Annotated in this window: 25 protein-coding genes; 16 read left to right on the top strand and 9 right to left on the bottom strand. The window is 67.3% G+C overall.

Annotation, left to right across the window (positions count from 1 at the left end):
- Positions 1 to 980 (top strand): sigma-54-dependent Fis family transcriptional regulator (locus tag VL52_RS16425; RefSeq protein WP_148562218.1); only part of this gene is annotated, 980 nt, incomplete at its 5' end.
- Positions 981 to 1,073: 93 nt separating this feature from the next.
- Here VL52_RS16425 and VL52_RS16420 read toward each other — a convergent pair.
- Positions 1,074 to 1,778, bottom strand: coding sequence for a pseudouridine synthase (locus VL52_RS16420; protein WP_046158030.1), 705 nt, complete (start codon positions 1,776 to 1,778; stop codon positions 1,074 to 1,076).
- A gap of 99 nt (positions 1,779 to 1,877) precedes the next feature.
- Here VL52_RS16420 and VL52_RS16415 point away from each other — a divergent pair, with 99 nt between their 5' ends.
- A complete protein-coding gene (locus tag VL52_RS16415) occupies positions 1,878 to 2,807 on the top strand; it encodes an FUSC family protein (protein WP_046158029.1) in 930 nt (309 codons plus the stop codon).
- Between the two features lie 25 nt (positions 2,808 to 2,832).
- Here VL52_RS16415 and VL52_RS16410 read toward each other — a convergent pair whose 3' ends face one another.
- A complete protein-coding gene (locus VL52_RS16410) occupies positions 2,833 to 3,723 on the bottom strand; it encodes a sensor domain-containing diguanylate cyclase (RefSeq protein ID WP_046158028.1) in 891 nt (296 codons plus the stop codon).
- Positions 3,724 to 3,837: 114 nt separating this feature from the next.
- Here VL52_RS16410 and VL52_RS16405 point away from each other — a divergent pair, with 114 nt between their 5' ends.
- Positions 3,838 to 4,407, top strand: a complete 570-nt coding sequence (locus VL52_RS16405; protein ID WP_046158027.1) for a TetR/AcrR family transcriptional regulator — start codon at positions 3,838 to 3,840, stop codon at positions 4,405 to 4,407.
- Here VL52_RS16405 and VL52_RS16400 read toward each other — a convergent pair.
- Positions 4,395 to 5,186 carry a substrate-binding periplasmic protein gene (locus tag VL52_RS16400; protein ID WP_052729360.1) on the bottom strand — a complete coding sequence of 264 codons (792 nt, stop codon included), beginning with the start codon at positions 5,184 to 5,186 and terminating at the stop codon, positions 4,395 to 4,397. The genes VL52_RS16405 and VL52_RS16400 overlap by 13 nt on opposite strands.
- A 134-nt stretch (positions 5,187 to 5,320) precedes the next feature.
- Positions 5,321 to 6,742, bottom strand: coding sequence for a DEAD/DEAH box helicase (locus tag VL52_RS16395; RefSeq protein WP_046158026.1), 1,422 nt, complete (start codon positions 6,740 to 6,742; stop codon positions 5,321 to 5,323).
- A gap of 234 nt (positions 6,743 to 6,976) precedes the next feature.
- Here VL52_RS16395 and VL52_RS16390 point away from each other — a divergent pair, with 234 nt between their 5' ends.
- Positions 6,977 to 7,648 (top strand): MliC family protein, encoded by a 672-nt coding sequence (locus tag VL52_RS16390; RefSeq protein ID WP_082107183.1) that lies wholly within the window; start codon positions 6,977 to 6,979, stop codon positions 7,646 to 7,648.
- A gap of 74 nt (positions 7,649 to 7,722) precedes the next feature.
- Positions 7,723 to 8,259, top strand: a complete 537-nt coding sequence (locus tag VL52_RS16385; RefSeq protein ID WP_021475672.1) for a YaeQ family protein — start codon at positions 7,723 to 7,725, stop codon at positions 8,257 to 8,259.
- Here the strand turns inward: VL52_RS16385 and VL52_RS16380 are convergent.
- The gene (locus VL52_RS16380; RefSeq protein ID WP_046158024.1) at positions 8,223 to 8,459 is read right to left on the bottom strand and encodes a hypothetical protein; all 237 of its coding nucleotides are present in this window, start codon (positions 8,457 to 8,459) and stop codon (positions 8,223 to 8,225) included. The genes VL52_RS16385 and VL52_RS16380 overlap by 37 nt on opposite strands.
- Positions 8,460 to 8,610: 151 nt before the next feature.
- Here VL52_RS16380 and VL52_RS16375 point away from each other — a divergent pair, with 151 nt between their 5' ends.
- The 8 genes from VL52_RS16375 (at position 8,611) to VL52_RS16340 (ending at position 14,540) form a co-directional block, all read left to right on the top strand.
- Positions 8,611 to 9,141 (top strand): GNAT family N-acetyltransferase, encoded by a 531-nt coding sequence (locus VL52_RS16375; protein ID WP_046158023.1) that lies wholly within the window; start codon positions 8,611 to 8,613, stop codon positions 9,139 to 9,141.
- 43 nt (positions 9,142 to 9,184) lie between these two features.
- Positions 9,185 to 9,682, top strand: coding sequence for a YgjP-like metallopeptidase domain-containing protein (locus VL52_RS16370; RefSeq protein WP_046158022.1), 498 nt, complete (start codon positions 9,185 to 9,187; stop codon positions 9,680 to 9,682).
- Between the two features lie 107 nt (positions 9,683 to 9,789).
- A complete protein-coding gene (locus VL52_RS16365) occupies positions 9,790 to 10,380 on the top strand; it encodes an alpha/beta hydrolase (RefSeq protein WP_046158021.1) in 591 nt (196 codons plus the stop codon).
- A 39-nt stretch (positions 10,381 to 10,419) separates the two neighbouring features.
- A complete protein-coding gene (locus VL52_RS16360; RefSeq protein ID WP_046158020.1) occupies positions 10,420 to 11,361 on the top strand; it encodes a substrate-binding domain-containing protein in 942 nt (313 codons plus the stop codon).
- Between the two features lie 78 nt (positions 11,362 to 11,439).
- Complete coding sequence (locus VL52_RS16355) at positions 11,440 to 11,982, top strand: DUF2059 domain-containing protein (protein ID WP_046158019.1); 543 nt, start codon at positions 11,440 to 11,442, stop codon at positions 11,980 to 11,982.
- A 189-nt stretch (positions 11,983 to 12,171) separates the two neighbouring features.
- The gene (locus VL52_RS16350) at positions 12,172 to 13,005 is read left to right on the top strand and encodes a substrate-binding periplasmic protein (protein ID WP_052729359.1); all 834 of its coding nucleotides are present in this window, start codon (positions 12,172 to 12,174) and stop codon (positions 13,003 to 13,005) included.
- A gap of 53 nt (positions 13,006 to 13,058) precedes the next feature.
- Entirely contained in the window at positions 13,059 to 13,946 is an 888-nt protein-coding gene (locus tag VL52_RS16345; RefSeq protein ID WP_046158018.1) for an NYN domain-containing protein, read from the top strand.
- Positions 13,947 to 14,012: 66 nt separating this feature from the next.
- Positions 14,013 to 14,540 (top strand): GNAT family N-acetyltransferase, encoded by a 528-nt coding sequence (locus VL52_RS16340; protein ID WP_046158017.1) that lies wholly within the window; start codon positions 14,013 to 14,015, stop codon positions 14,538 to 14,540.
- Here the strand turns inward: VL52_RS16340 and VL52_RS16335 are convergent.
- From VL52_RS16335 to pyrB, 3 genes are all read right to left on the bottom strand, one after another.
- On the bottom strand, positions 14,497 to 15,804 hold the full coding sequence (locus VL52_RS16335) for a chloride channel protein (RefSeq protein WP_046158016.1): 1,308 nt from the start codon (positions 15,802 to 15,804) through the stop codon (positions 14,497 to 14,499). The two genes, VL52_RS16340 and VL52_RS16335, sit on opposite strands and share 44 nt — an antisense overlap.
- A 172-nt stretch (positions 15,805 to 15,976) precedes the next feature.
- The gene (gene pyrI, locus VL52_RS16330; RefSeq protein WP_021477474.1) at positions 15,977 to 16,435 is read right to left on the bottom strand and encodes an aspartate carbamoyltransferase regulatory subunit; all 459 of its coding nucleotides are present in this window, start codon (positions 16,433 to 16,435) and stop codon (positions 15,977 to 15,979) included.
- A gap of 24 nt (positions 16,436 to 16,459) precedes the next feature.
- Complete coding sequence (gene pyrB, locus VL52_RS16325; RefSeq protein ID WP_046158015.1) at positions 16,460 to 17,380, bottom strand: aspartate carbamoyltransferase; 921 nt, start codon at positions 17,378 to 17,380, stop codon at positions 16,460 to 16,462.
- 403 nt (positions 17,381 to 17,783) lie between these two features.
- Here pyrB and VL52_RS16320 point away from each other — a divergent pair, with 403 nt between their 5' ends.
- Positions 17,784 to 18,998, top strand: a complete 1,215-nt coding sequence (locus tag VL52_RS16320) for an HD-GYP domain-containing protein (protein ID WP_046158014.1) — start codon at positions 17,784 to 17,786, stop codon at positions 18,996 to 18,998.
- Positions 18,999 to 19,093: 95 nt separating this feature from the next.
- On the opposite strand, the gene VL52_RS16315 is transcribed toward VL52_RS16320, so the two are convergent.
- Positions 19,094 to 19,819: a 16S rRNA (uracil(1498)-N(3))-methyltransferase gene (locus tag VL52_RS16315; protein ID WP_046158013.1), complete on the bottom strand. Its 726-nt coding sequence runs from the start codon at positions 19,817 to 19,819 to the stop codon at positions 19,094 to 19,096.
- 94 nt (positions 19,820 to 19,913) lie between these two features.
- Here VL52_RS16315 and VL52_RS16310 point away from each other — a divergent pair, with 94 nt between their 5' ends.
- Both VL52_RS16310 and VL52_RS16305 read left to right on the top strand, forming a co-directional pair.
- Complete coding sequence (locus VL52_RS16310; protein WP_046158012.1) at positions 19,914 to 20,705, top strand: inositol monophosphatase family protein; 792 nt, start codon at positions 19,914 to 19,916, stop codon at positions 20,703 to 20,705.
- Positions 20,706 to 20,828: 123 nt separating this feature from the next.
- Positions 20,829 to 22,070, top strand: coding sequence for an anion transporter (locus tag VL52_RS16305; protein WP_046158043.1), 1,242 nt, complete (start codon positions 20,829 to 20,831; stop codon positions 22,068 to 22,070).
- Positions 22,071 to 22,138 lie beyond the last annotated feature (68 nt).

Below are 22,138 nucleotides of genomic sequence, written 5' to 3'. Positions count from 1 at the left end.
GCCACCACCGGCTGTCGGCCCGGCTGCGCCCGCCGCCGCTCCAGCTCCCCAAGTCAAGCGCGCCCGCCGGCGGCATGCCGCGCCCGCCCGCCGCGCCGGCGCTGGATGGTTTGCCGGACGGCTTGTTCTCCACCGCGCTGAAATTGCTGGAAGCGGACATTCCAGTGTTGATCCTGGGCGAAACCGGCACCGGCAAGGACAGGCTGGCCCGCGCGCTGCACGCCGCCGGCAGCCGCCGCGGCGCGGCCTTCGCCGCGGTCAACTGCGCGGCGATACCGGAAGGACTGATCGAGGCCGAGCTGTTCGGCTACCAGCCCGGCGCCTATACCGGCGCCAGCCGCCAGGGCAGCAAGGGAAGGCTGCGCGAAGCCGACGGCGGCGTGCTGTTTCTGGACGAGATCGGCGACATGCCGCTCAGCCTGCAGGCGCGGCTGCTCAGGGTGCTCCAGGAGCGCGAGGTGACGCCGCTGGGCGGCGGGCCGGCGCGGCGGCTGGACATCCGCCTGATCTGCGCCACCCACCGCGACCTGCGCGCGCGAGTGGACGACGGCGGCTTCCGCGCCGATCTCTACTACCGGCTATGCCATTACCCGCTCAGCCTGCCGCCGCTGCGCGAGCGCGGCGACGCGGCGGCCATCGCCCAAACGATGCTGGACGGCATGGGCGCCGCCCGGCGCGGCATTTCGCTGGCGCCGGAGCTGGCGCGGGCCATCCGCGGCTATCGCTGGCCAGGCAATCTGCGCGAGCTGGCCAACCTGCTGGCCACGCTGCTGGCGCTGGCCGACGACGGCGCCGCGCTGGGCGTCGAGCATCTGCCCGCCGCTCTGCGCGGGGAGATGGCGGCGCAGGGGCATGCGGTGGAGGACAGCGCCATCGCCGACCTGCTGCGCCGTTGCGGCGGCAACGCCAGCGCGGCGGCGCGGGCGCTGGGCATCAGCCGCTCCACCCTGTACCGGCGACTGGGCAAGGCAGCGAAATAAACGCCGCCGGCCGTTCGCAGTGCAAGCCTCCGGGCAAAGAAAAACGGCGGGGATCGCCGATCCTCGCCGTTTCTGCATCCGCCGTCGCCCCGATCAAAAACCGAACGCGGCCTTTTCCTCGGCGGTCAGATGCCGCCACTCGCCCGCCGACAGATCGCCCAAGACAATAGCCCCCAGGCTTTCGCGGTGCAGCGCCTCGACGCGGTTGCTGGCCGCCGCCACCATGCGCTTCACCTGATGGTACTTGCCTTCGGTGATGGTCAGCACAATGGTGTGGGCGTCGATCTGTTCGACGCTGTCGGCGGCGAACTCGCGCGCTTCGTCGTTGAGGTAGACGCCGCTCTGCAGCTTGGCGATCAGCTCCGGCGTCGCCTCGTGCTTCAGCGTGGCGCGGTAGACCTTGGGCACCAGCTTCTTCGGCGAGGAGAGCGCGTGGATGAACTGGCCGTCGTTGGACAGCAGGATCAGGCCGGTGGTGTCCACGTCCAGGCGTCCCACCGCGCTGATGTCCAGATTGGAAAACTGGTCCGGCAGCAGCCGGTAGATGCTGGGGTGGCAGTTCGGCTTGTGCGAGGTTTCGTAATTGGCCGGCTTGTGCAGCAAGAGATATAGCGGTCCGCGCACCACCGGCCACGGCTCGTCGTCCACCGTCAGGCTGGCGATGTCGGCCAGCTCGAACTGGGCCCGGTAGTTGTCCACCACCTCGCCGTTCACTTCCACCAGCCCGTATTCGATCAGCTGGCGGCATTCCTTGCGGCCGCCGAAGCCTTGTTGTTGCAACAGTCGATAGAGTTCCATGGCCGGATGGTAGCACGCGCGCCGCGCGCCTGCCCGGCTTGCCTGCGGCGGCGCATGACGCCATAGTCATCGGGAGCGGACTGAACGAAAGACCCGGGCATGCCCTTCCCGAAATACGCGCTGCACAGCCTGGGCTGGATGCGCTACCAGCGGCGGCGCATCCAGCGCGCAGCGCTGTTCAGCGCATTGCTGTTCGCGCTGGCCGCCAACTACAGCGCGCTGTGCATGATGCTGGCGCGCCGGCTGCAGCCGCTGTCGCTGCTGGCGATACCCGGGCTCTACCTCGCCGGCCGCCTATGCGCCGGCCACCCTGCGGTCATGCTGGCCCTGCTGGCGGCGGGCCTGGCGCTGCAGGCGCTGAGCGCGCGCCGCGGCCTGCACAAGGGCGTGCAGTTCTGGCTGTTCGCGCTGCTGCTGGGAAACATGACGCCGGCGGCGGCGATTCCGCCGTGGCAGGAGGCCGCCTGGATGCTCGCCGGCGCCGGCTACGGCGGCGCGCTGGCCCGATTGGGGCTGCGGGACTGGTTCCGCATGCTGCCGGCTGCCTCGTCCGCCGACGCGCGGCGCTACGCCTGGCATCTGCTGCCCTGGGGCATCCTCGCCTGGCTGGCCGGCGGCTGGATGCGGGGCGCGCACGCGTGGTGGCTGCCGATCGCCGCCGTCGCCATTCCCGACCCGTCGCCGGACCAGATGCTGTGGCTGGCGCGCGAACGCACGATAGGCACGCTGGCCGGCGCGCTGCTCAGCGGCCTGCTGTACTGGTCGCTGCGCGCGCTGGACGCGCCGCCCTTGTGGCACGTGCTGGCGCTGGCGCTGCTGCAGATGGCGATGCTGATCGCGATGCGGCACAGCTTCCGCGTCTTCGTCGCGCTGCTGACCGCGCTGGTGCTGTCCCTGCTGCCGCCCGGCCAGCTGGCCAGCGGCGCGCTGGAACGGGTGGAGGACACCCTGGTCGCCGCGCTGCTGTTCGCCGCGCTGGCGTGGTTCCTGCGGCAACGCGCTCCGGCCGCACCGGACGGCAAGGGCTGAAGCCGGCTTCCGCCGCCTCGCTCGGCTAGCCCCCCGCGTCCGAGCGCTGATCCTCGCCCCGCAAATTCCCGCGCGCGCGCTCCAGCGCCTGCTCCGGGGTCCGGTCGCCCGCCCCGGCCAGGCACAGGCCCGCCCGCAACGCGAGGTAGGCGCCGTCGGGCAGGCCGGCCTCAATCAAGCCGGCGCTCAGCCGCTCGCGGATCCGCGCCAGCACCACCTGCGCCTCGGCCTCGCCGGTCTCGGGCAGCAACAGGCCGAACTCCTGCGGCGACAGGCGGCCGGCGACGTCGCTTTCCCGGATCGCGGCGGCGATGGACTGGGCGGCGATGCGCATCAGCATCTGGCTCACCAGCTGGCCGTAGGATTTGTTCAGCCGGCACAGGTCGTCCACCTCCAGCAGCACCGCGGCCAGCGGCTTGCCCTGGCGCAAGGCCAGCTGCATGCATTTGGCGCCGACGTCGAAGAACATCTGGCGGTTGAACAGGCTGGAGGCCTCGTCCGACACCACGATGCGGTACAAGGCCTCGCTGCGGATATGGCGCGCGGTGGTGTCCTGCTGCAGCGCCGCGAAATGGCTGAGCTCGCCGCTCTCGTCGAACAGCGGCAGCAGATGCAAGCGGGCCCAGTACGGGGTGCCGGAGCGGTGGTAGTTGAGCAGCTCCACCGTGGTCTGCCTGCCGTCGCGCAGCGCGGCGCTCAGCTGCAGCAGCGCGGCGGGATCGGTCAGCGGCCCCTGCAGCACGCGCGGCGAGCGCCCCAGCAGCTCGCTGGCGTCGTAGCCGCTCATCCGGCACATCGCCGGATTGACGTAGACGATGATGGGGCCCGGCGGCTGCAGCGGCGCCACCTCTGTCACCATCACCGCGTCATGGGCGTGGTCGACTATCTGGCGGAACAGATTGAGTTGGAATGGCATGGCGGCGGCCCGCGTCGATTGGCGTCATGCTTTATTGATAGCAGCGCCGGCCGGCTCCGGCATCGCGCCGTCTTGTTTATATTATGAGAATCATCTGAACTGCCGGGAGACGGCATGCGCTATCCGGATTCGCACAAGGCCCAGACCCGCCGGCGCATCGTGGCGATCGCCGCGCTGCGCTTTCGCGCCGAAGGACTGGCCGGCGTCGGCATCGCCAACCTGATGGCCGACCTGGGTCTGACCCACGGCGGCTTCTACGCCCACTTTTCCGGCAAGGACGAACTGGTGGCCGCCGCCTGCGGCGAAGCGCAAAAGCAGATGGCGGAACAATGGCGGCCGCTGCTGGAAAACAGCGCGGACGGCGGCTGCCTGGCCGCGCTGGCCGACCACTACCTGAGCCCCGCCCACCGCGACTTCCCCGACTCCGGCTGCGCGGCGGCGGCGCTGGCGGGCGAGATCGCGCGCCAGGACGCCGGCGTGCGCCGCGCGTTCGCCGCCGGCCTCGGCCCGCTGCTGGCGCAACTGGAAGACGCCAGGCGCCGGGACGGCGCGGGGCCATCGCCCGAGGCCAGCCTGGCGATGATGGTGGGGGCGCTGCTGCTGGCGCGGGCGGTGCCGGACGCCGAACTGTCGCAGCGGTTTCTAGACGAGGCGCGCGCCGCGCTGCGCGCTCAGGGCGAGTAGGCGCGCGGCTGCAAACAGGCTTCGCGGGTTTCCTGCAGCAAGCGGTCGAAGTCGCCGCTGTCCTGCAAGACCTTCAGGCCGCGGTTGAAGCGCTCCACCAGTTCCTTGCCCTGCGCGTGCTTGCGCCAGATCACCACATGCAGCGGCGCCGACCAGAACGAACGGTTCTGCGCCTCCAGCTGCGCGCCCTGGGCCGGCGGGAAATGATGGGCGATCAGGTAACGGCCCACTTCCAGATCGATGGGAAACAGATCGATGCGGCCGGCCAACAGCTTGCGCAGGTTGACCAGGTCGTCCGGCGCGCTGTCCACCGCCAAGATTCCGTTCTTGGCCTGGGCGTCGAAATCGTCGGAATAGTAGTTGCCGACGGTGATGCCGACGCGGGCGCCCTTGAGCTCGGCCCAGCGGCTCCAGTCCAGCTTGTGGCTCTTGCGCTGATAGAACACCATTCGCGCCGACAACACCGGCAAAGTGTACAGCAGGTCGCGCTTGCGCTCCGCGGTCGGCGCCCAGCCGAAGCTGCCGTCCACCTGGCCGTTGCGGGCCGACTGCAGCGTGCGGTTGTTGGGGTAATAGCGGAAGGCGACATCGACGCCGCCGCGGGCGAAGGCTTCCTTCACCAGCCGCGACAGAATGCCGTCGTAAGGCAGTTCCTGGCCCATGTACGGCGGCCATTCCTGATTGGAGAGAGTGATTTTGAGGCGTTGGGCAGCCTCAACCGGAGCCGCCAGCAGCGCGGCCCAGCTCAGGATACCCAGCGCCAAGCCGTGGTATCGCATCGTATTCCCGATCTTGCAAAATGCCCGGAGCCGTCCTTGTTTTATATGCTGCGGACAGTCTCCAGGCGAGCATAACCGTCAATGCGATATGCATCAATGCGAACCTTTTCGGTGCAATTCACACCGAGCCCGGTTTAGCGGCCTTTCGGCGGGCTGAACAGCGCGGGCTTCGACCCGGACGGCTTGGCGGCGCGACCGCCCTGGCCGGCGCCCTGACCCTGGCGCGGACCGCCGTTGCGGCCATGGCCGGCCGGCTTGCTTTCGGTCTGGTGGCGCGGCTTGGCCGGCGCGTTGCGCGACTGGCCCTGCCCCTGGCCACGGTGTTGGCCTTGCCCCTGGCCGCCCCGTCCACCTTGGCCTTGTCCGCGGCCGCGCGCGCCGCCGCCCATCGGAATCGGCTCCGGCTTGACGTTGAGATCGGCCTCGAAGCCCGGCACCGTGAAGCGCTCGATCGACATCTTGATCAGCTTCTCGATGTCGCGCAGGAAGCTGAACTCGTCGACGCACACCAGCGACAGCGCTTCGCCCGGGGTGCCTGCGCGGCCGGTGCGGCCGATGCGGTGCACGTAGTCTTCCGATACGTTGGGCAGCTCGAAGTTGACCACGTGCGGCAGCTGGTCGATGTCCAGGCCGCGCGCGGCGATATCGGTGGCGACCAGCACCTGCAGCTCGCCGCTCTTGAAATCGGCCAAGGCGCGGGTGCGCGCGTTCTGGCTCTTGTTGCCGTGGATCGCCGCGGCCGGGATGCCGATCTTGTCCAGCTTCTCAGCCAGGCGGTTGGCGCCGTGCTTGGTGCGGGTGAACACCAGCACCTGGAACCAATTCTGCTCGCGGATGAGGTGGATCAACAGATCGGTCTTCTTATCCCGGTCAACCAGGTGTACCTTCTGGGTCACCAGCTCGTTGGTGGTGTTGCGGCGCGCCACTTCCACCAGCTTGGGATTGTCCAGCAGCTTGTCGGCCAGCGTCTTGATCTCATCGGAGAAGGTGGCCGAGAACAGCAGGTTCTGACGCTTGGCCGGCAGCTTGGCCAGCACCTTCTTGATGTCGTGGATGAAGCCCATGTCCAGCATGCGGTCGGCTTCGTCCAATACCAGGATCTCGACGCCGGACAGGTCGACGGTTTTCTGGCCGACGTGGTCCAGCAGGCGGCCCGGCGTCGCCACCAGGATGTCCACCGGCGCGCGCAGCGCCTTGATCTGCGGATTGATGTTGACACCGCCGAACATCACCAGCGACTTCAACGGCAGGTATTTGCTGTAAGTGCGCACCGACTCTTCCACCTGGGCGGCCAGCTCGCGGGTGGGGGTCAGCACCAGCGCGCGCGGGCGGCCGGCATGATGGCTGGGCGAGCGCATCAAGAGCTGCAGCAGCGGCAGCGTGAAGCCCGCGGTCTTGCCGGTGCCGGTTTGGGCTGCGGCCAGCAGGTCGCCGCCTTGCAGCACTTGCGGGATGGCCTGGGCCTGAATCGGAGTGGGCGTGGTATAACCGGTATCGGCGACAGCGCGCAGCAAAGGGTCGGCCAGGCCTAGGTCGGCGAAGGTAAGATCGGACATAATATGCTCCTGCGACGGCCTATCGCAGAACTGCGACCAATCCAGGCTGACGGGAAAAAGAAGTTGAACTCGGATGAGAAAGGCGCGCGGGACTGGTACTCGCGCGAAGCGTCGCAGTGTACAGCCAATCGCCGGCATTGGGAACTCGCCGCCGCGAATGGCTGCAGGAAGCCGATGACGCCGCAGCGTACGGCAAACCGGCTCGCTATAATACGTCGTATTCAAGGATAGATTATGCCCGTAGCCCCATCTCGGCTGATAGGCTTGTTTTTGCTGCTGCCCACGCTGGCCATGGCCGCCAAGGGCGGCCATGGCCATGCCGGCGGAGAAGGCGTCCCGCCGGCGCCGCCAGCCGCCGTCTTGCCGCCGGTGGCCACCGACTTCCACTGCGACCAACCCGCCAATATGGTGGAAAGCATGGTGTGCCAGGACGATGGCCTGACCCGGCTCGACAACCGGCTGGAGAAAGTTTACGCCCAGGCCCTGAGCCAAGCCGAGCAAAGCCGCAGCGGCGCGCAGGCCAAGCTGATCGCAGAACAGAAGCGCTGGGTGAAAAGCCTGAAGGACTGCATGAAGGACGAAGATCCCCACATGTGCCTGGGGGACACCTACATCCTGCGCATCACCCAGCTGCAAGCCACCTGGAACCTGGCCCAATCGCTGACGCCGTTGCGCTACCTGTGCCGCGGCCAGCCCGGCGCCACCATCCTCGCCACGTTCTACCGCACCCACCCCGCCACCGCCAAGCTGGAGCGCGGCAACGCGCTGGTGATCGTCCACCAGGGGCTCAGCGGCAGCGGCTCGCGTTATCAGGGCCAGGGCGTAGAGTTCTGGATCAAGGGCCGCGACGCCAGCGTCAACTGGCGCGGCGAATCTCTGGAATGCACCAGCCAGCCCTCGCCTTGACGCCGGCCGGCGGTTAGAATCGGACGCCCTGCCGCAATGTCGCGCCGGGCGAACCCGATTCAGCGAAGATCCCCATGGCCCTGACCGCCACCATATACAAAGCCACCCTGACGCTGTCCGACATGGACCGCGGCTATTACGCCACCCACCCGCTGACGCTGGCCCAGCATCCGTCGGAAACCCTGGAACGGATGATGCTGCGCATCGCCGCCTTCGCGCTCAACGCCAGCGAGACGCTGGCCTTCACGCGCGGCCTGTGCGCCGACGACGAGCCGGAGCTGTGGCAGAAGAATTACGCCGACGAGATCGAGCTATGGGTGGACCTGGGCGAACCGGACGAGAAGCGGCTGAAGAAAGCCTGCTCCCGCTCCGAGCGCGTGGTGCTGTACAGCTACGGCGGCCGCGCCAGCGAAGTGTGGTGGGGGCAGAACGAGGGCAAGCTCGCTCGCCTGGACAAGCTGGAAGTGTTCCGCATCGACTTCGACGCGCTGCAGTCGCTGGCCGCGCTCGCCACGCGCAGCATGCAGCTGACCGCCACCATCCAGGACGGCCAGCTGTGGCTCAGCTGCGGCGATCAGACCATCCTGCTGGAGCCGATGCGGCTGAAGTGACGCGCCAGCCAAGCGCCCAGGCGCCGCAGCAGATTGGAACGGGCAGGCTGGCAATGGCGGCCGGCTCTCATGCCCGCCAGCAGCCGGCGCTGGCGCAGCGTCTGTTCGCCGTCTTTTCTCGCGGGCAGGCGGCTGAGGATCGCCACGCCGGATGCCTCGCGGCAGCTGCGGCGCAGCGCGGTTCTGACGGGTATGGCCATCCAACGTTTCTCCATGCGGCGGAATCACCCGTCCATGCTAGGCGGCCGCGGCTCAATTTCCGGCAAAAATCGCCCGCCTCCGCATAAACAAAACCTAAATCTCCATCCTGCGATATGCTGTTCCACGTGAAACCCGCCAAGGAACAGCCCGATGCTCGCCCTCCGCCCGGCCCATGCCGACGACGCGCCCGCCATCGCCGCCCTGCACACCGCCAGCTGGCGCGCGAGCTACCGCGGCATCCTGCCGGACGATTATCTGGACCAGCGCGCCGCTGACGAAAGGCTGGCCTTGTGGCGCAGCCGCTTCGACGCGGCCTCTCCGCCCTGGGTGCGGCTGGCCTGCTGGAATGGCGAGCCGGTCGGCTTCGTCTGCCTGCTGCCAGAGGAAGCCCCCGAGCTGGGCGTCTACCTGGACAATCTGCACGTGCTGCCCGGCCAGCAAGGGCGCGGCATCGGACGCGCGCTGATGGCCGCCGCCGCGGCCGAGGCCTCGCGGATCGCGCCCGGCCGGCCGCTCTATCTATGGGTGTACGAGCGCAATGCCGACGCCTGCGCCGTCTACGGCAAGCTGGGCGGCGAAATGATGGAGCGCCGCGAGGTGGACACCCCGGCCGGCACCCGCGCTGCCGCGTTGCGCTACAGCTGGGCCGATCCCGCGCGCCTGATCGCCGGCAAGGCTTGAGCGGCGGCAACACGCATCGCCGCCGCGGCCTTACAATATCCCCATGCCCACTCTCAAATACCTGCCGCATTACCCGTCCGCCCTGGTGCAACAGGCGCAGGCGCTGTTCGATTCCGGCGAGCTCGGCGCCTTGCTGCGCAGCAAGTACCCGGACGACCACGACGTGCAGACCGATAAGGCGCTGTACCAGTTCGTCTCCGCGCTGAAGCAGCGCCACCTGAAAAACGCGCCGCTGCCGGCCAAGGTGCTGTACGACAACCAGCAGCATCCGCTCAAGGGCACGCTGGGCACCAATACCACCATCTCCCGAGTGCAGGGAGGCCGGCTGAAGAGCAAGAGCGAGATCCGCATCGCGTCGCTGTTCCGCGAGCTGCCGCTGCCCTTCCTGCAGATGATCGTCGTGCACGAGCTCGCCCACCTGAAAGTGCGCGATCACGACAAGGCCTTCTACCAGCTGTGCTGCCACATGCAGCCCGACTACCACCAGCTGGAGTTCGACCTGCGGCTGTGGCTGAACTGGCGCGAGCAGCGGCTGGATTGAGCGGCCGCGCCATTTATGGCGCAAAAGAATAACAAAACAATTCATTATTATTTTTCAAGCTATTCCGGCCGCGCTACAGTCAGACCATCGTCTCCCGCGAGTCCGCCATGTTCGCCACCCTGCAGCCGTTCGACCTGATCATCCAGCCCGGCTGGAACAATTCCGGGCCGCGCCACTGGCAAAGCCACTGGCAGCGCCGATTAGGCGCCCGGCGCGTCGACAACGCCGACTGGACCCATCCCCTGCTGGACGACTGGCTGGACGGCCTGGACGCGGCGCTGGAGCGCTGCGTCAAGCCGGCGCTGGTGATCGCCCACAGCCTGGGCTGCATCGCGGTCGCCCACTACGCGCGCCAGCGCCCGGAGCGCATCGCCGGCGCGCTGCTGGTGGCGCCGGCCGACGTCGAGCGCGCCTTCGTGCCCGCCGAGCTGATGAATTTCGCCCCGGTGCCGCGCCAAGCGCTGCCGTTCCCGGCCAAGATCGTCGCCAGCAGCAACGACCCGTTCTGCAAGACCGCCCGCGCCGCGCGGCTGGCCGGCTACTGGCAGGCGCCGATCACCTGGCTGCAGCATGCCGGCCACATCAATGTCGACTCCGGGCACCAGCAGTGGGAAGAAGGCTGGCCGCTGCTGCGCCAGCTGGCCTGGCGCGCGCAGCGCCATCTCGAGTCCAGGACAGTCGCAACCGCGACCGGATGAGCTAGACTGATACCAGTCCGACTCCATGCCCAACCCGCCATGCCCCGCATTCCGCTATTCAGCCTCGCCCTGCTCGCCAGCTCCGTTCCCGCCGCCGCCACGAATCTATCCCGGATCGGCATTTCGGTCGGCGCGCTGGACAACCCCTTCTACCAGGCGCTGGCGCGCGGCGCGGTGCAGGCCGCCCACCGGCTCAACCCGGCGGTGCGCATCACCTCGCAGTCGGCCAATTTCACGCTGGAGCAGCAACAGGAACAGCTGCGCCGGCTGATCGCGCAGAAAGTGGACCTGATCTTGCTGGGCGCGGTGGACAGCCGCGCGGTGGCGCCGCTGGTGCGCCAGGCGCGCGCCGCAGGCATCACCGTGGTGGCGGTGGATGTCGACGCGCCCGACGTCGACGGCACCGTGAAGTCGGACAACCGCCAGGCAGGCGAGATCGTCTGCCGCTACCTGGCGCAGCGCCTGAACGGCCGCGGCACGCTGGTGGTCCAGGGCGGACCGCCCATCACCTCGGTCAGCGACCGCGCCGCCGGCTGCCACGCCGCGCTGGCCGCCTTCCCCCGCATCCGCGCGGTCGACGACGGCGTCAACGCCCAGGGCTCCAGCCTGGGCGGCCAGCGCGCGATGCAGCAGGCGCTGCTGCGCTGGCCCGATCTGGCCGCGGTGTTCGCCATCAACGACCGCCAGGCGCTGGGCGCCGAGAAAGCCTTGCGCGCGGCCGGCCGCAAGCAGGCGCTGATCGGCTCGGTGGACGGCTCGCCCGACATCGAACGCGCGCTGAAGCTGTCGGGCCAGATCGTCGCCTCCGCCAGCCAGTCTCCATACCTGATAGGCCGCGAAGCGGTGAAGCTGGGCGCCAGGCTGCGCGGCGGCGGTGCCACCACCCGCCAGGTGACCGTGCCGGTGGGGCTGGTCACCCGCGACAACCTCTCCCGCTACCAGGGCTGGCAGGCGGCGATGCCGTCCGCCGCCCAGCCCTGACCGCATGGGCTTTGACCTGGGCACCGGCCGGTGTCACACTGCCGGCTCGACATCCATTACCCGATCAAAGGATTTGCCATGTTTGCTTCCCGCTCGATCAAGGCCGGCATCGCCGCCCTGCTGCTGACCATGCCGCTGCTGGCTCACGCCGACGCCGCCCAGGAAGCCGGAGCCAAGGAACTGGCCGCCACCCTGAATCTAAACAATATGCTGCCGGAACTGGCGCAGCGCACCTCCGCCAGCGCGCTGCCGCTGTTGCAGGAATACTTCGTCAAGAACAAGATCAAGCTGACCGAAGCCCAGCAGAAGAAAGCGCAAGCCGGCCTGAAGGGCTACGGCGACGGCATCCAGAAACTGGCCGCCGACTACTTCGGCTCCGCCGCGGTCAAGACCCAGTTCGAGCAGACCGTGGTGAAGAACTTCAGCGCCCAGTTCACCGCCGACGATCTGAAACAGATCAACGCCTTCTACAAAACGCCGGCCGGCCAGAAGATGCTGAAGCAGCAGCCGCAAATCATCAACGGCATCGCCGGCGAAACGCTGAAGTCGGCCGAAAAGGCGTTGCTGCCCAAGATGCAGGCCTCCGCCGAAGCCTACGGCAAGACCGTCGCCAAGAAGTAATCCGTCCGCCTCAGACCAAGCCGGCGCGCGCGCTCCCGCGCAGCGCCGGCTTGGTCTTGTTCATCCCGCCAGACTCATCGCGCGTTCCGCCCCCCAGGGTCGCCCGCGCCGCCTCCGCCGTCTCCTTCGCCAACGCAAAAGCCACGCCACCGGCCACGCGCTATAACGATGGTATTCCTCTCTCGGAGCATGACCGCGATGCGCCAGTCCATCGCCCGCCGACTGTTGCCGATGCTGTGGTCCGTCAGTTGCGCGGCGGCGGCGGCGCCGCAGACCGTGACCATCCTGACCGACAACGGCTACCCGCCTTACTCGTACGAAGCGGCAGGCCAGGCGCGGGGCATCTACAACGACATCCTGCGCGCCGCCTCCAGCCGCCTGCGCGGCTACCGGATAGAACTGCATCCGGTGCCATGGAAACGCGGGCTGGCGGAACTGGAGGCCGGCCGCGCGCTGGCGCTGTCCCCGCCCTACTTCCGGCCCGGCGAACGCCCCTTCATGCGCCCCTATTCGCTGCCCATGCTGCGCGAAAAAGTCGTGGTCTATTGCCGGCTCCCGGTGATGGCGCAGCCGCGCCCGGCCTGGCCAAACGACTATCTTGGCCTGCGTTTCGGCAACAACGCCGGCTTCCGGCTCGGCGGCAACGCCTTCTGGGCGCTGGTGGACCTGGGACGGATTTCGATGGAGGAAGCGCCGGACGTCCGCACCAACCTGCTGAAGCTGATCCGCGGCCACCTGGATTGCTACCAGAACGACAAGCTGGCGATAGACATGGAACTGGCGAAACTGCAGCGCCAGGGCCTGTACCGCGACGGCCAGCTGGCCGAGGCGGCGACGGTATCGGAGGAGCAGGGTTATGTCGGCTTCACCGACCGCGACGACGGCCGCTTCCCGTACAAGCAGGACTTCATCCGCGAACTGAACCAGGCATTGGCCGGCATGAAGCGGGACGGCACCGTCGACCGCATCGTCGGACGCGCGCTGGACGCCGCGCGCGGCCAAGCGGCGTCGGCCAGTTTTTGACAGCCGGGAAAGCCCCGGCATAGCATGTGCTGTCGCCCTACCCGAAAGACTCAATGGAAAACCGCAAACTGGCGGTGCTGATAGACGCCGACAACGCCCAGTCCTCGCTGATCGCCGAACTGCTGGCCGAGGTGGCCAAGTACGGAACCGCCGTCGTCAAGCGCGCCTACGGCGACTGGACCACCACCCAGCTCAAGGGCTGGAAGGAAGTGCTGCACCAGTACGCGATCTCGCCGATACAGCAGTTCGCCTACACCAAGGGCAAGAACTCCACCGACTCGGCGCTGATCATCGACGCGATGGACCTGCTCTACACCGGCAATTTCGACGGTTTCTGCCTGGTGTCCTCCGACAGCGACTTCACCCGCCTGGCCACCCGGCTGCGCGAAGGCGGCCTGACCGTGATCGGCCTGGGCGAACAGTCGAAGACGCCGCGCCCTTTCATCGCCGCCTGCGACAAATTCGTGTTCACCGAGATTCTGCGCCCGGCGCCGCCGGCCAAGCCGAAACCAGAGACGGCGACGGCGGCGGACAAGCCCAAGGCCCGCAACAGCCGCTCGCGCGCCAAGGCCGCGCCGCACAGGGAAAAACACCCGCTGCAAGACATGTTCACCTCGGCGATCGAAGCCGTGGCGCGCGACAGCGGCTGGGCCGAACTGTCCGCCGTCGGCTCCTACCTCGCCAAAAACGACCCCTCGTTCGACCCGCGCAACTGGGGCCATGGCCGCCTGTCGCAGATGGTGAAGAAACTGGATTTCCTGACGGTGCAGGAGAGCCGGAACGGCTCCAAGCTGCACAGCGAGATCCGGCTGCGCCACGATGGCGAGCCCGCCGTCATCGAGCCGACGGCGCCCGTCGAGACGCCGACCCCGCCCGAGGAAAGCGCCGCGCCGCCGCGCAAGAAGCGCAGCCCGCGCAAGAAAATCGCTCCCACGGGTTGAATATTGGCACGTTAATTGCTCAGGCCTTGGCTCAAGGCCCCGAACGACCTCAAGCAAGGACAGAACATGCAGATTCGTGAAGCCACTCTTGAAGACCTGGCCGCGATACTCGACATCTACAACGAAGTGATCGCCACCACCACCGCCGTCTACAACGACGATCCGCTGACGCCGGGGGAGTTCGCCGTCTGGTTCCAGGACCGCGCCGCCGCCGGCTACCCGGTGCTGCTGGCGGAAGACGAAGACGGCCGCGCGCTGGGCTTTTCCAGTTTCGGCGATTTCCGCGCCCGCCCCGGCTACCGCTTCACCGTCGAACACAGCGTGCACCTGACCGCCGACGCCCGCGGCCAGGGCATAGGCACCGCGCTGGTGCAGGCCTTGCTCCCCTATGCCCAGGCGCTGGGCAAGCACACCATTCTGGGCGCTGTCGACGCCGACAACGAGGGGTCGATCCGCTTCCACGAAAAACTGGGCTTCGTCCAGGTGGGCCGCTTGCCGCAAGTCGGCTTCAAGTTCGGCCGCTGGCTGGATCTGGTCTACCTGCAGCGCTTCATCGACGAAACCAGCAGCAGCGGCCCGGCGCCGGACGCCTGATCTCCGCCTCGTCCTGATACAGCGCGCGGCCGCCCACCCGGCGGCTTATCCTGGCCGCCAGCCATGCGGCCAGCGCCACCGGCGGCAGCATCGCATAGGCGCCGGTCAGCTCCATCAGCATCAGCGCCGCCAGCACCGGCGCGCGCGCGGTGGCCGCCAGAAAAGCGGCCATTCCCACCAGCGCCGCGCCGCCCGCCGGCAACCAGCCCGGCAGCAGGATATTCAGCAATTGGCCGGCCAGCGCGCCGCCGGCCGCGCCGGCGAACAACATCGGCGTGAAAATGCCGCCTACCGCGCCGGAGCCGCTGGTGGCCGCGGTGGCGGCCAGCTTGCACACCAGCAGCGTCAGCACCAGCCGCCAGCCGGGATCGCTGACCAGCAGCCACGACACCGTGCTGTAGCCATTGCCCCACATCTGCGGCCAGAACCAGGCCAGGCCGCCCACCACCGCCCCGCCCAGGGCCATCCGCCATGGCAGGCGCAGTTTCAGCCTGCCCAGCGCGCGGCGGCCCAGCTCCATCGCGCCCATGAACAGCGGGGAAGCGGCGCCCAGCAGCAAGGCCAGCAGACAGTAGCCGGCCAGGGCCAGATGATCGGGAGCGGCCAGAGGAGCGGGCTGGTATAGCGGGGAAAGGCCAAACAGCCTATCCACGGTGAGGCTGGCGGTCAGGGCGGCCAGCAGCAGCGCCGGCAGCGCGCGCCAGTCCAGCCGCCGCCACACCACCTCGCAGACGAAGACTACCGCCGCCAGCGGCGCATGATAAGCGGCGGCCCAGCCGGCGGCGATGCCGCAGGCCACCAGCAGGCGGCGGCGCGGCAAGCCCAGCGACGCCAGCCGGGCCAGCAGCGAACCGCCCAGCGCGGCCAGCGCCACCATCGCGCCCTCGCGGCCGATGGAGCCGCCGCTGGCTACCGTGCACAGGGAAGAGAGGCTGTTGACCAGGGTGCGGCGCAGGCTGAGGCGGCCGTCGCCGACCCGCACCGCCTCCAGGTAATCGCCCTCGGCGGCGCCGCGCAGCAGATGCCTTCCCTGCTCCAGCACCAGTCCGGCCAACAGGCCGCCCAGCGCCGGCGCCAGCGCGCGCTGCCAGGGCGCCAATTGCCGCGCGATCTCGACCAGGCTGCCGCGATGGCCGCTCAGCCCCTCCTCGATTGCATGCAATGCGAATTGAAAGCCCAGCACCAGCAAGGCCCCTAGCGCGCCGCAAGCGGCCGCCAACGGCAAGTTCAGGACAAAAGCATGACGCCACCACCATGGCTTCATCGTTTGGCCGCCTCCCGCGACCGCGTCCGGAGACCCGCTCTCCCGCATCAGCCGGTTGCGAGTCGCAAAAAATGAAAAGCGCCGCGGTCTCCCGCGGCGCTTTCCCTATTTTTACAACCACTGTCGAATGCAGTGTTTTCTTGATATTTCTCTATCTCATCCTTTGTACGACTTAGCGCACTTCTGCAACAATATCCCTACTGAACACCTTTTCGCAATACTTGCACTTCATTTTTGTGTCATGCCCCAGTGTTTTTACGTAGAAGACGCTCTTAACCGGCTCATTATGCGAAATGCAGTTGGAATTAGGGCAAGAGAAAATGCCTTCCACCGCGTCAGGCAGGGTCAATTTATGCTTTTTTACAACTTCGAAGTTGTCGATGACGTTTACTGTCGCTTTAGGTGCGAATAGAGCAAGTTCATTGGCCTGTTCCTCGGTCAAGGCTACATTCTCCACCTTGATCAGGTCCTTGCTGCCCATGTGGCGGCTGACCAGGTTGAGGCCGACGGTGACGCGCTCGCCGGTTTCGGTCAGCTTGAACAGGCGCAGGATCTTGACGCCTTCGCCGGCCGGGATGTGGTCGATCACGGTGCCTTGCTTCAGCGCTTCCACGGTGCGGGTGTATTGCATGGTCTTTGTCCTTTGCTTGCCTGATTACACGGTTTCGTTCAACACCAGCGACAGCAGCGCCTGGCGCGCGTAAACGCCGTTCTTCGCCTGCTCGAAGTAGTAGGCGTGCGGGGTGGCGTCCACGTCCACCGCGATCTCGTCGACGCGCGGCAGCGGATGCAGCACTTTCATGCCCGGGCGGGCGTTCTTCAGCATGTCGGCGCGCAGCGCGTACTGGCCCTGGATCTTCCGGAACTCGGCCTCGTCGAAACGCTCGCGCTGCACCCGGGTCATGTACAGCACGTCCACCTCGGGAATCACTTCCTCCAGGCTGGCCGCCACCGTGTAAGAAATGCCCTTCTCGTCCAGCTCCTCGCAAATGTAGTCCGGCATCGCCAGCACTTCCGGCGACACGAAGTAGAAGCGCGCGCCGAACAGCGACAGAGCCTGCGCCAGCGAGTGCACGGTGCGGCCGTACTTCAGGTCGCCGGCGAAGGCGACGGTCAGGCCGTCCAGCCGGCCCTGGGTCTCGCGGATCGAGAACAGGTCGAGCAGGGTCTGGGTCGGATGTTGGTTGGAACCATCGCCGCCATTGATCACCGGCACCGCCGAGAACTCGCTGGCCAGCCGCGCCGCGCCCTCTTTCGGATGGCGCATCACCACCGCGTCGGTGTAGGAGCTGATGATCTTGATCGAATCGGCCAGCGTCTCGCCCTTCTTGGCGCTGGTGTTGCCGCCGTCGGCGAAGCCGATGATATTGCCGCCCAGACGCTGCACCGCTGTCTCGAACGACAAGCGGGTGCGGGTAGACGGTTCGAAGAAGCAGCTGGCCACCAGCTTGTCCTGCAACAGGTCGCCGCGCGGGGTTTGCTTGAGGCGAGCGGCGGTGTCCACCACCAGTTCCAGTTCCTCGCGGCTGAAGTCGGGTATGGAGATGATGTGTTTCCGGTACAGTGGATTGGCCATGGTCGCTTTCCTCGTGTTGGCGGTTGCGGGCGAAAAAAAAGCCCCTGTCGTCAGGGGCTTTTTCTCGTGGATGCGGGAATGTCGGGAACGGCCGCGCCTCGCAGCAACGCCGCCGCGCCGCCCGCCAGGGTGTCGCTGATGCCGCTTCGCTGCCATGCTGCTTGTCTCATTACATCCGTTCCGAACAAAACTGCGGGAATATATCCCATGATCGCCGCCTTCGGCAAGTCCTCGCCCCCGGAATGAGGCGGCGGCAATCGCCTTCGGTGGCCGGATTCTTGCAAATCCGCCCGCTCCGGCTGATGCTGAAAAAAGACGCCTTGTCCGCCAGGGCGGCGGCCCGATCCGTCGCACCGCGACGATTTGCTGAATTCCACTCCGCGGCAGCAGGCCGCCAAGCGCCATGATCAAGTGCATTGATGTCAGCGAGCTAAAAGTCGGCATGTACATCCACGACCTGAACTGCGACTGGATGTCCCACCCTTTTCTGATCAACCGCTTCAAAGTGAAGGACGACAGCGAGATCCAGAAAATCGCCGACGCCGGCATTCACGAAGTCTACATCGACACTCGCAAGGGCCTGGACCTGCCCTCCGCCCGCAGCGAAGGCGAAGTGCGCAAGCAGCTGGAAAGCGAGCTGCGCGAAATCGCCTCCCGCGAGAGCACGGTGGTCCGCCGCGTGGAGGCGGCCGAGGAGTTCGGCCGCGCCCGGGTCATCCACGACGAAGCCAACCAGATCGTCCGCGACATCCTGCAGGACGTCCGGCTGGGCAAGCAGGTGGAGCTGGAGCAGGTGGAGCCGCAAGTGGAAAGACTGACCGAGTCGATTCTGCGCAACGGCGGCGCGCTGCTGTCGCTGTGCCGGATCAAGGACAAGGACAACTACACGTTCCAGCATTCGGTCAGCGTCGGCGCGCTGATGGTCAGCTTCTGCAACGGCCTGGGCATGAGCAAGGAAGTGATACACCACGCCGGCATCGGCGGCATGCTGCACGACATCGGCAAGATGAGGGTGCCCAACGAAATCCTGAACAAGCCGGGCAAGCTGACCGAGCAGGAATTCCAGGTGATGAAGTGCCACGTGGTGGAAAGCCAGAAAATTCTGCACGCCACCCGCGGCATCTCGGAAACCGCGGTGCTGGTGGCCGGCCAGCACCACGAGCGCCACGACGGCAGCGGCTACCCCGCCGGGCTGAAGGGAGAGCAGATTTCGCAGCTGGGACAGATGGCGGCCATCGTCGACGTCTACGACGCCCTCACCTCCGAACGCTGTTACCACCAGGGCATGTCGCCGACCGACGCGCTGCGCAAGATCTACGAATGGTCGAAATTCCATTTCAACCCGGAACTGGTGCAGGCCTTCATGCGGGTGATCGGCATCTATCCGATCGGCACGCTGGTGCGGCTGGAGAGCGGCCGGCTGGGCGTGGTGATCGAGCAGAACGACAACAATCTGGTCTCGCCCAAGGTGAAGGTGTTTTTCAGCACCAAGAGCAATACCCACATCGCGCCGGAAATCGTCGACCTGTCGCGCAAGATGGGCTTCGGCGGCGGCGACCGCATCGTCAAGCACGAGTCGCCGGAGAAATGGCACATCGACCCGCTGCGTTTCCTGTAGGGCGCATCGCCCTGAAGCGACGCGCCTCATCTCCAATCAAGCACCTGTCACCCGCCCACGACGGCATGACCGGCGCCTCGCCGGAATGGCGCGCCCTAGTGGTAATCCCCCCACACCGCCTGCATCGCCGCCACCGCCGCCAACGCCGCGGTCTCGGTGCGCAGGATGCGCGGCCCCAGCTTCAGCGGCGTCCAGCCGGCCGCCAGCGCCGCGTCTTCCTCCTGCGCGGAAAAACCTCCCTCCGGCCCCGCCATCAGCCAACTGCGCGCCGGCCTGTCGGCCAGTTGAGCCAGGCTCTTGTCGCCGCGCGGCGACAGGATCAGCCGGATATCGGCCTCTTGCCGCTGCGCCAGCCATTCGTTCAGCGTCAGGATGGGCAGCACTTGCGGCACCGTGTTGCGGCCGCTCTGTTCGCAGGCGGAGATCACGATCTCCTGCCAGCGCGCGACGCGCTTGTCGGCGCGCTCGCCGCTGAGCTTCACCACCGAGCGGCCGGCGGCGATGGGCTGGAACACCGACACCCCCATCTCCACGCCCTTCTGCAGCGTGAACTCCATCTTGTCGCCGCCGGAAATGCCCTGGGCCAGGCCCAGCCACAACGGAGTTTCACGTGAAACGTCGTCGAAGCGCTCGACCACGCATTGCGCGTCGCGCTTCATCACCGCACAGAGCGCGGCCTGGTGCTCGCCGCCGCGGCCGTTGAACAGCGTGATGGCGTCGCCGGCATTCAGCCGCAATACTTGGATATGACGCACCACAGCATCGGGCAGGGACAGGTGCTGGCCGACCGCGAGATCGGCATCGAGATAAAACCTTGGCATCGGATATTGAAAGTCGCTGTTGATACCGGTATTTTGCTAGGTTTGCTCCATTCGGCAAACCGCTTTCGCGCGGAAACCACGCAGGGAGAAAAGGATGCAGGTGCTAGAACAGGTGATGCAGCTGGTACGCGACGTGGCCGCCCGCGAGGTGATGCCGCGCTTTCTGCGCGTCGGCAAGAGCCGCAAGGACGACGGCACCCTGTTCACCGAGGCCGATCTCGCCTGCCAGGAAGAACTGCAGCGGCGTCTGCCCGCCATCCTGCCCCATCCGGTGCTGGGCGAGGAAATGGAGCGCGATGAGCAAGACGCGCTGTGGGCGGCCAACCGCGACGGTCTGTGGGTGGTGGACCCGATAGACGGCACCACCAACTTCGTCAACGGCCTGCCTTATTTCGCGATCTCGGTCGGCCTGATGGTGGACGGCAAAAGCGAGCTGGGCGTGATCTACAACCCGGTGTCGGACGAGATGTTCTACGCCCGCCGCGGCCAGGGCGCCTGGCTGAACGGCCACCGGCTGCCGCTGAAAACCATCAATAACTGCATGGGCGACGCCATCGCCAGCGTCGAGGTCAAATACCTGCGCTCCGGCAAGCTGGCGGCCCGCATCGGCAGCGTGGCGCCGTGCGGCAGCCAGCGCAATATGGGCTCCAGCACGCTGGATTGGTGCTTCCTGGCCGCCGGCCGCTACGACCTCTACCTGCACGGCGGCCAGCGGTTGTGGGACTACGCCGCCGGCGCCGTCATCGCCGAGGAGGCCGGCGCCCGCCTCGCCAGCCTCAACACCGACGACTACTGGACCGACGTGGTGTGGAAGCGCTCGGTGATCGGCGCGATCACGCCGGAACTGTTCTCGCAATGGCACCGCTGGGTGCGCGCCAACCAGTAGCCTCCTCGCCATGGACATGCCGCGCGCGCGCAACCGCCTCCCGGCCGCCATGAAACAGCCGCCTCTCCCACTCCCAAGCTCGGCCCGCCTCCGCGCAGGCCGATGCGCGCCGGCGCTTACGACATGACCACGACCATCCTCGCCATCTTTCTCATCGTCTATCTCGGCATGATTCTCGGCGGACTGCCGTTCCTGCAGCTTGACCGCACCGGCGTCGCGCTGCTCGGCGCGATCGCGCTGATCGGCGTCAACGCGCTGAGCCTCGAGCAAGCGGTGGCCGCCATGCATCTGCCCACGCTGATCCTACTGTTCGCCTTCATGGTGGTATCGGCGCAGATGCGCCTCGGCGGCTTCTACGACTGGGTGACCCGCAAATTGGCGACCCTGTCGCTCGGCCCCGCCGGACTCTTGGCGGCGCTGACCGTCGTCAGCGCGGCGTTGTCGGCGGTGTTCAGCAACGACATCGTCTGCCTGGCCGTCGCCCCGGTATTGATCGACGTCTGCAGGCAGCGCCGGCTGGACCCAGTCCCGTTCCTGCTGGCGCTGGCCTGCGCGTCCAACATCGGCTCGGCCGCGACGCTGATCGGCAATCCCCAAAACATGCTGATCGGCCAGACGCTGCGCCTGGACTTCGGCGGCTATTTTCTGGCCGCCGTCATCCCGGTGGGATTCGGACTGCTGGCATGCTGGGCGTTGATCGTCCGGCAGACCGGCGGCCGCTGGCAGGATGCCGGCCCCGCCGAGCCCCCCGCCGCCGAGCCGCCGCGCGAGGGAGCGCCTTTCGATGGCTGGCAGACCGCGAAAGGCCTCGTCATCGCCGCGGCGCTGCTGGCGGCGTTCCTGGCGGCGCCGTGGCCCAGGGAGCACATGGCGCTCATCGGCGCGGGCATCTTGCTGATGAGCCGCCAGCTGCATTCCCGCAAGATGCTGGGGCTGGTCGACTGGGAGCTGCTGGTTCTGTTCATGAGCCTGTTCGTCGTCAACCATGCGCTGCAGCGCACCGGAATCCCATCGGACACCGTCGCCGGCCTCGCCGCGCTCGGCGTGCGGCTGGAGCAGCCCGGCCCCTTGTTCGCCGCCACCTTCCTGCTGTCCAACATTGTCTCCAACGTCCCGGCGGTGATGCTGCTGTTGCCCGTCGCCCATCACGAGACGAGCGGCCTGCTGTTGGCGCTGGTCAGCACGCTGTCGGGCAATCTGCTGATTGTGGGCAGCATCGCCAACATCATCGTCGTCGATGCCGCCGCCAGGCGCGGCGTCGCCATCGACTGGAAACGCCACGCCCGCGTCGGCGTGCCGATCACCCTGGCGACCCTGGCCGTCTCCGGCGCGTACCTGGCGCTGCGGTTCCAGCTCGGCTTCTGAATCCGGCCGCGCGGCATTCGAATGCGGCGGGAACCCGCCCTCATCCTCGAAACGACGGCGACAAAAAA

The organism is Chromobacterium vaccinii (genome assembly GCF_000971335.1).
Lineage (GTDB): Bacteria > Pseudomonadota > Gammaproteobacteria > Burkholderiales > Chromobacteriaceae > Chromobacterium > Chromobacterium vaccinii.
The sequence above is the reverse complement of the archived record's forward strand: the minus strand, read 5'-3'. Positions and strand labels throughout refer to the sequence as shown.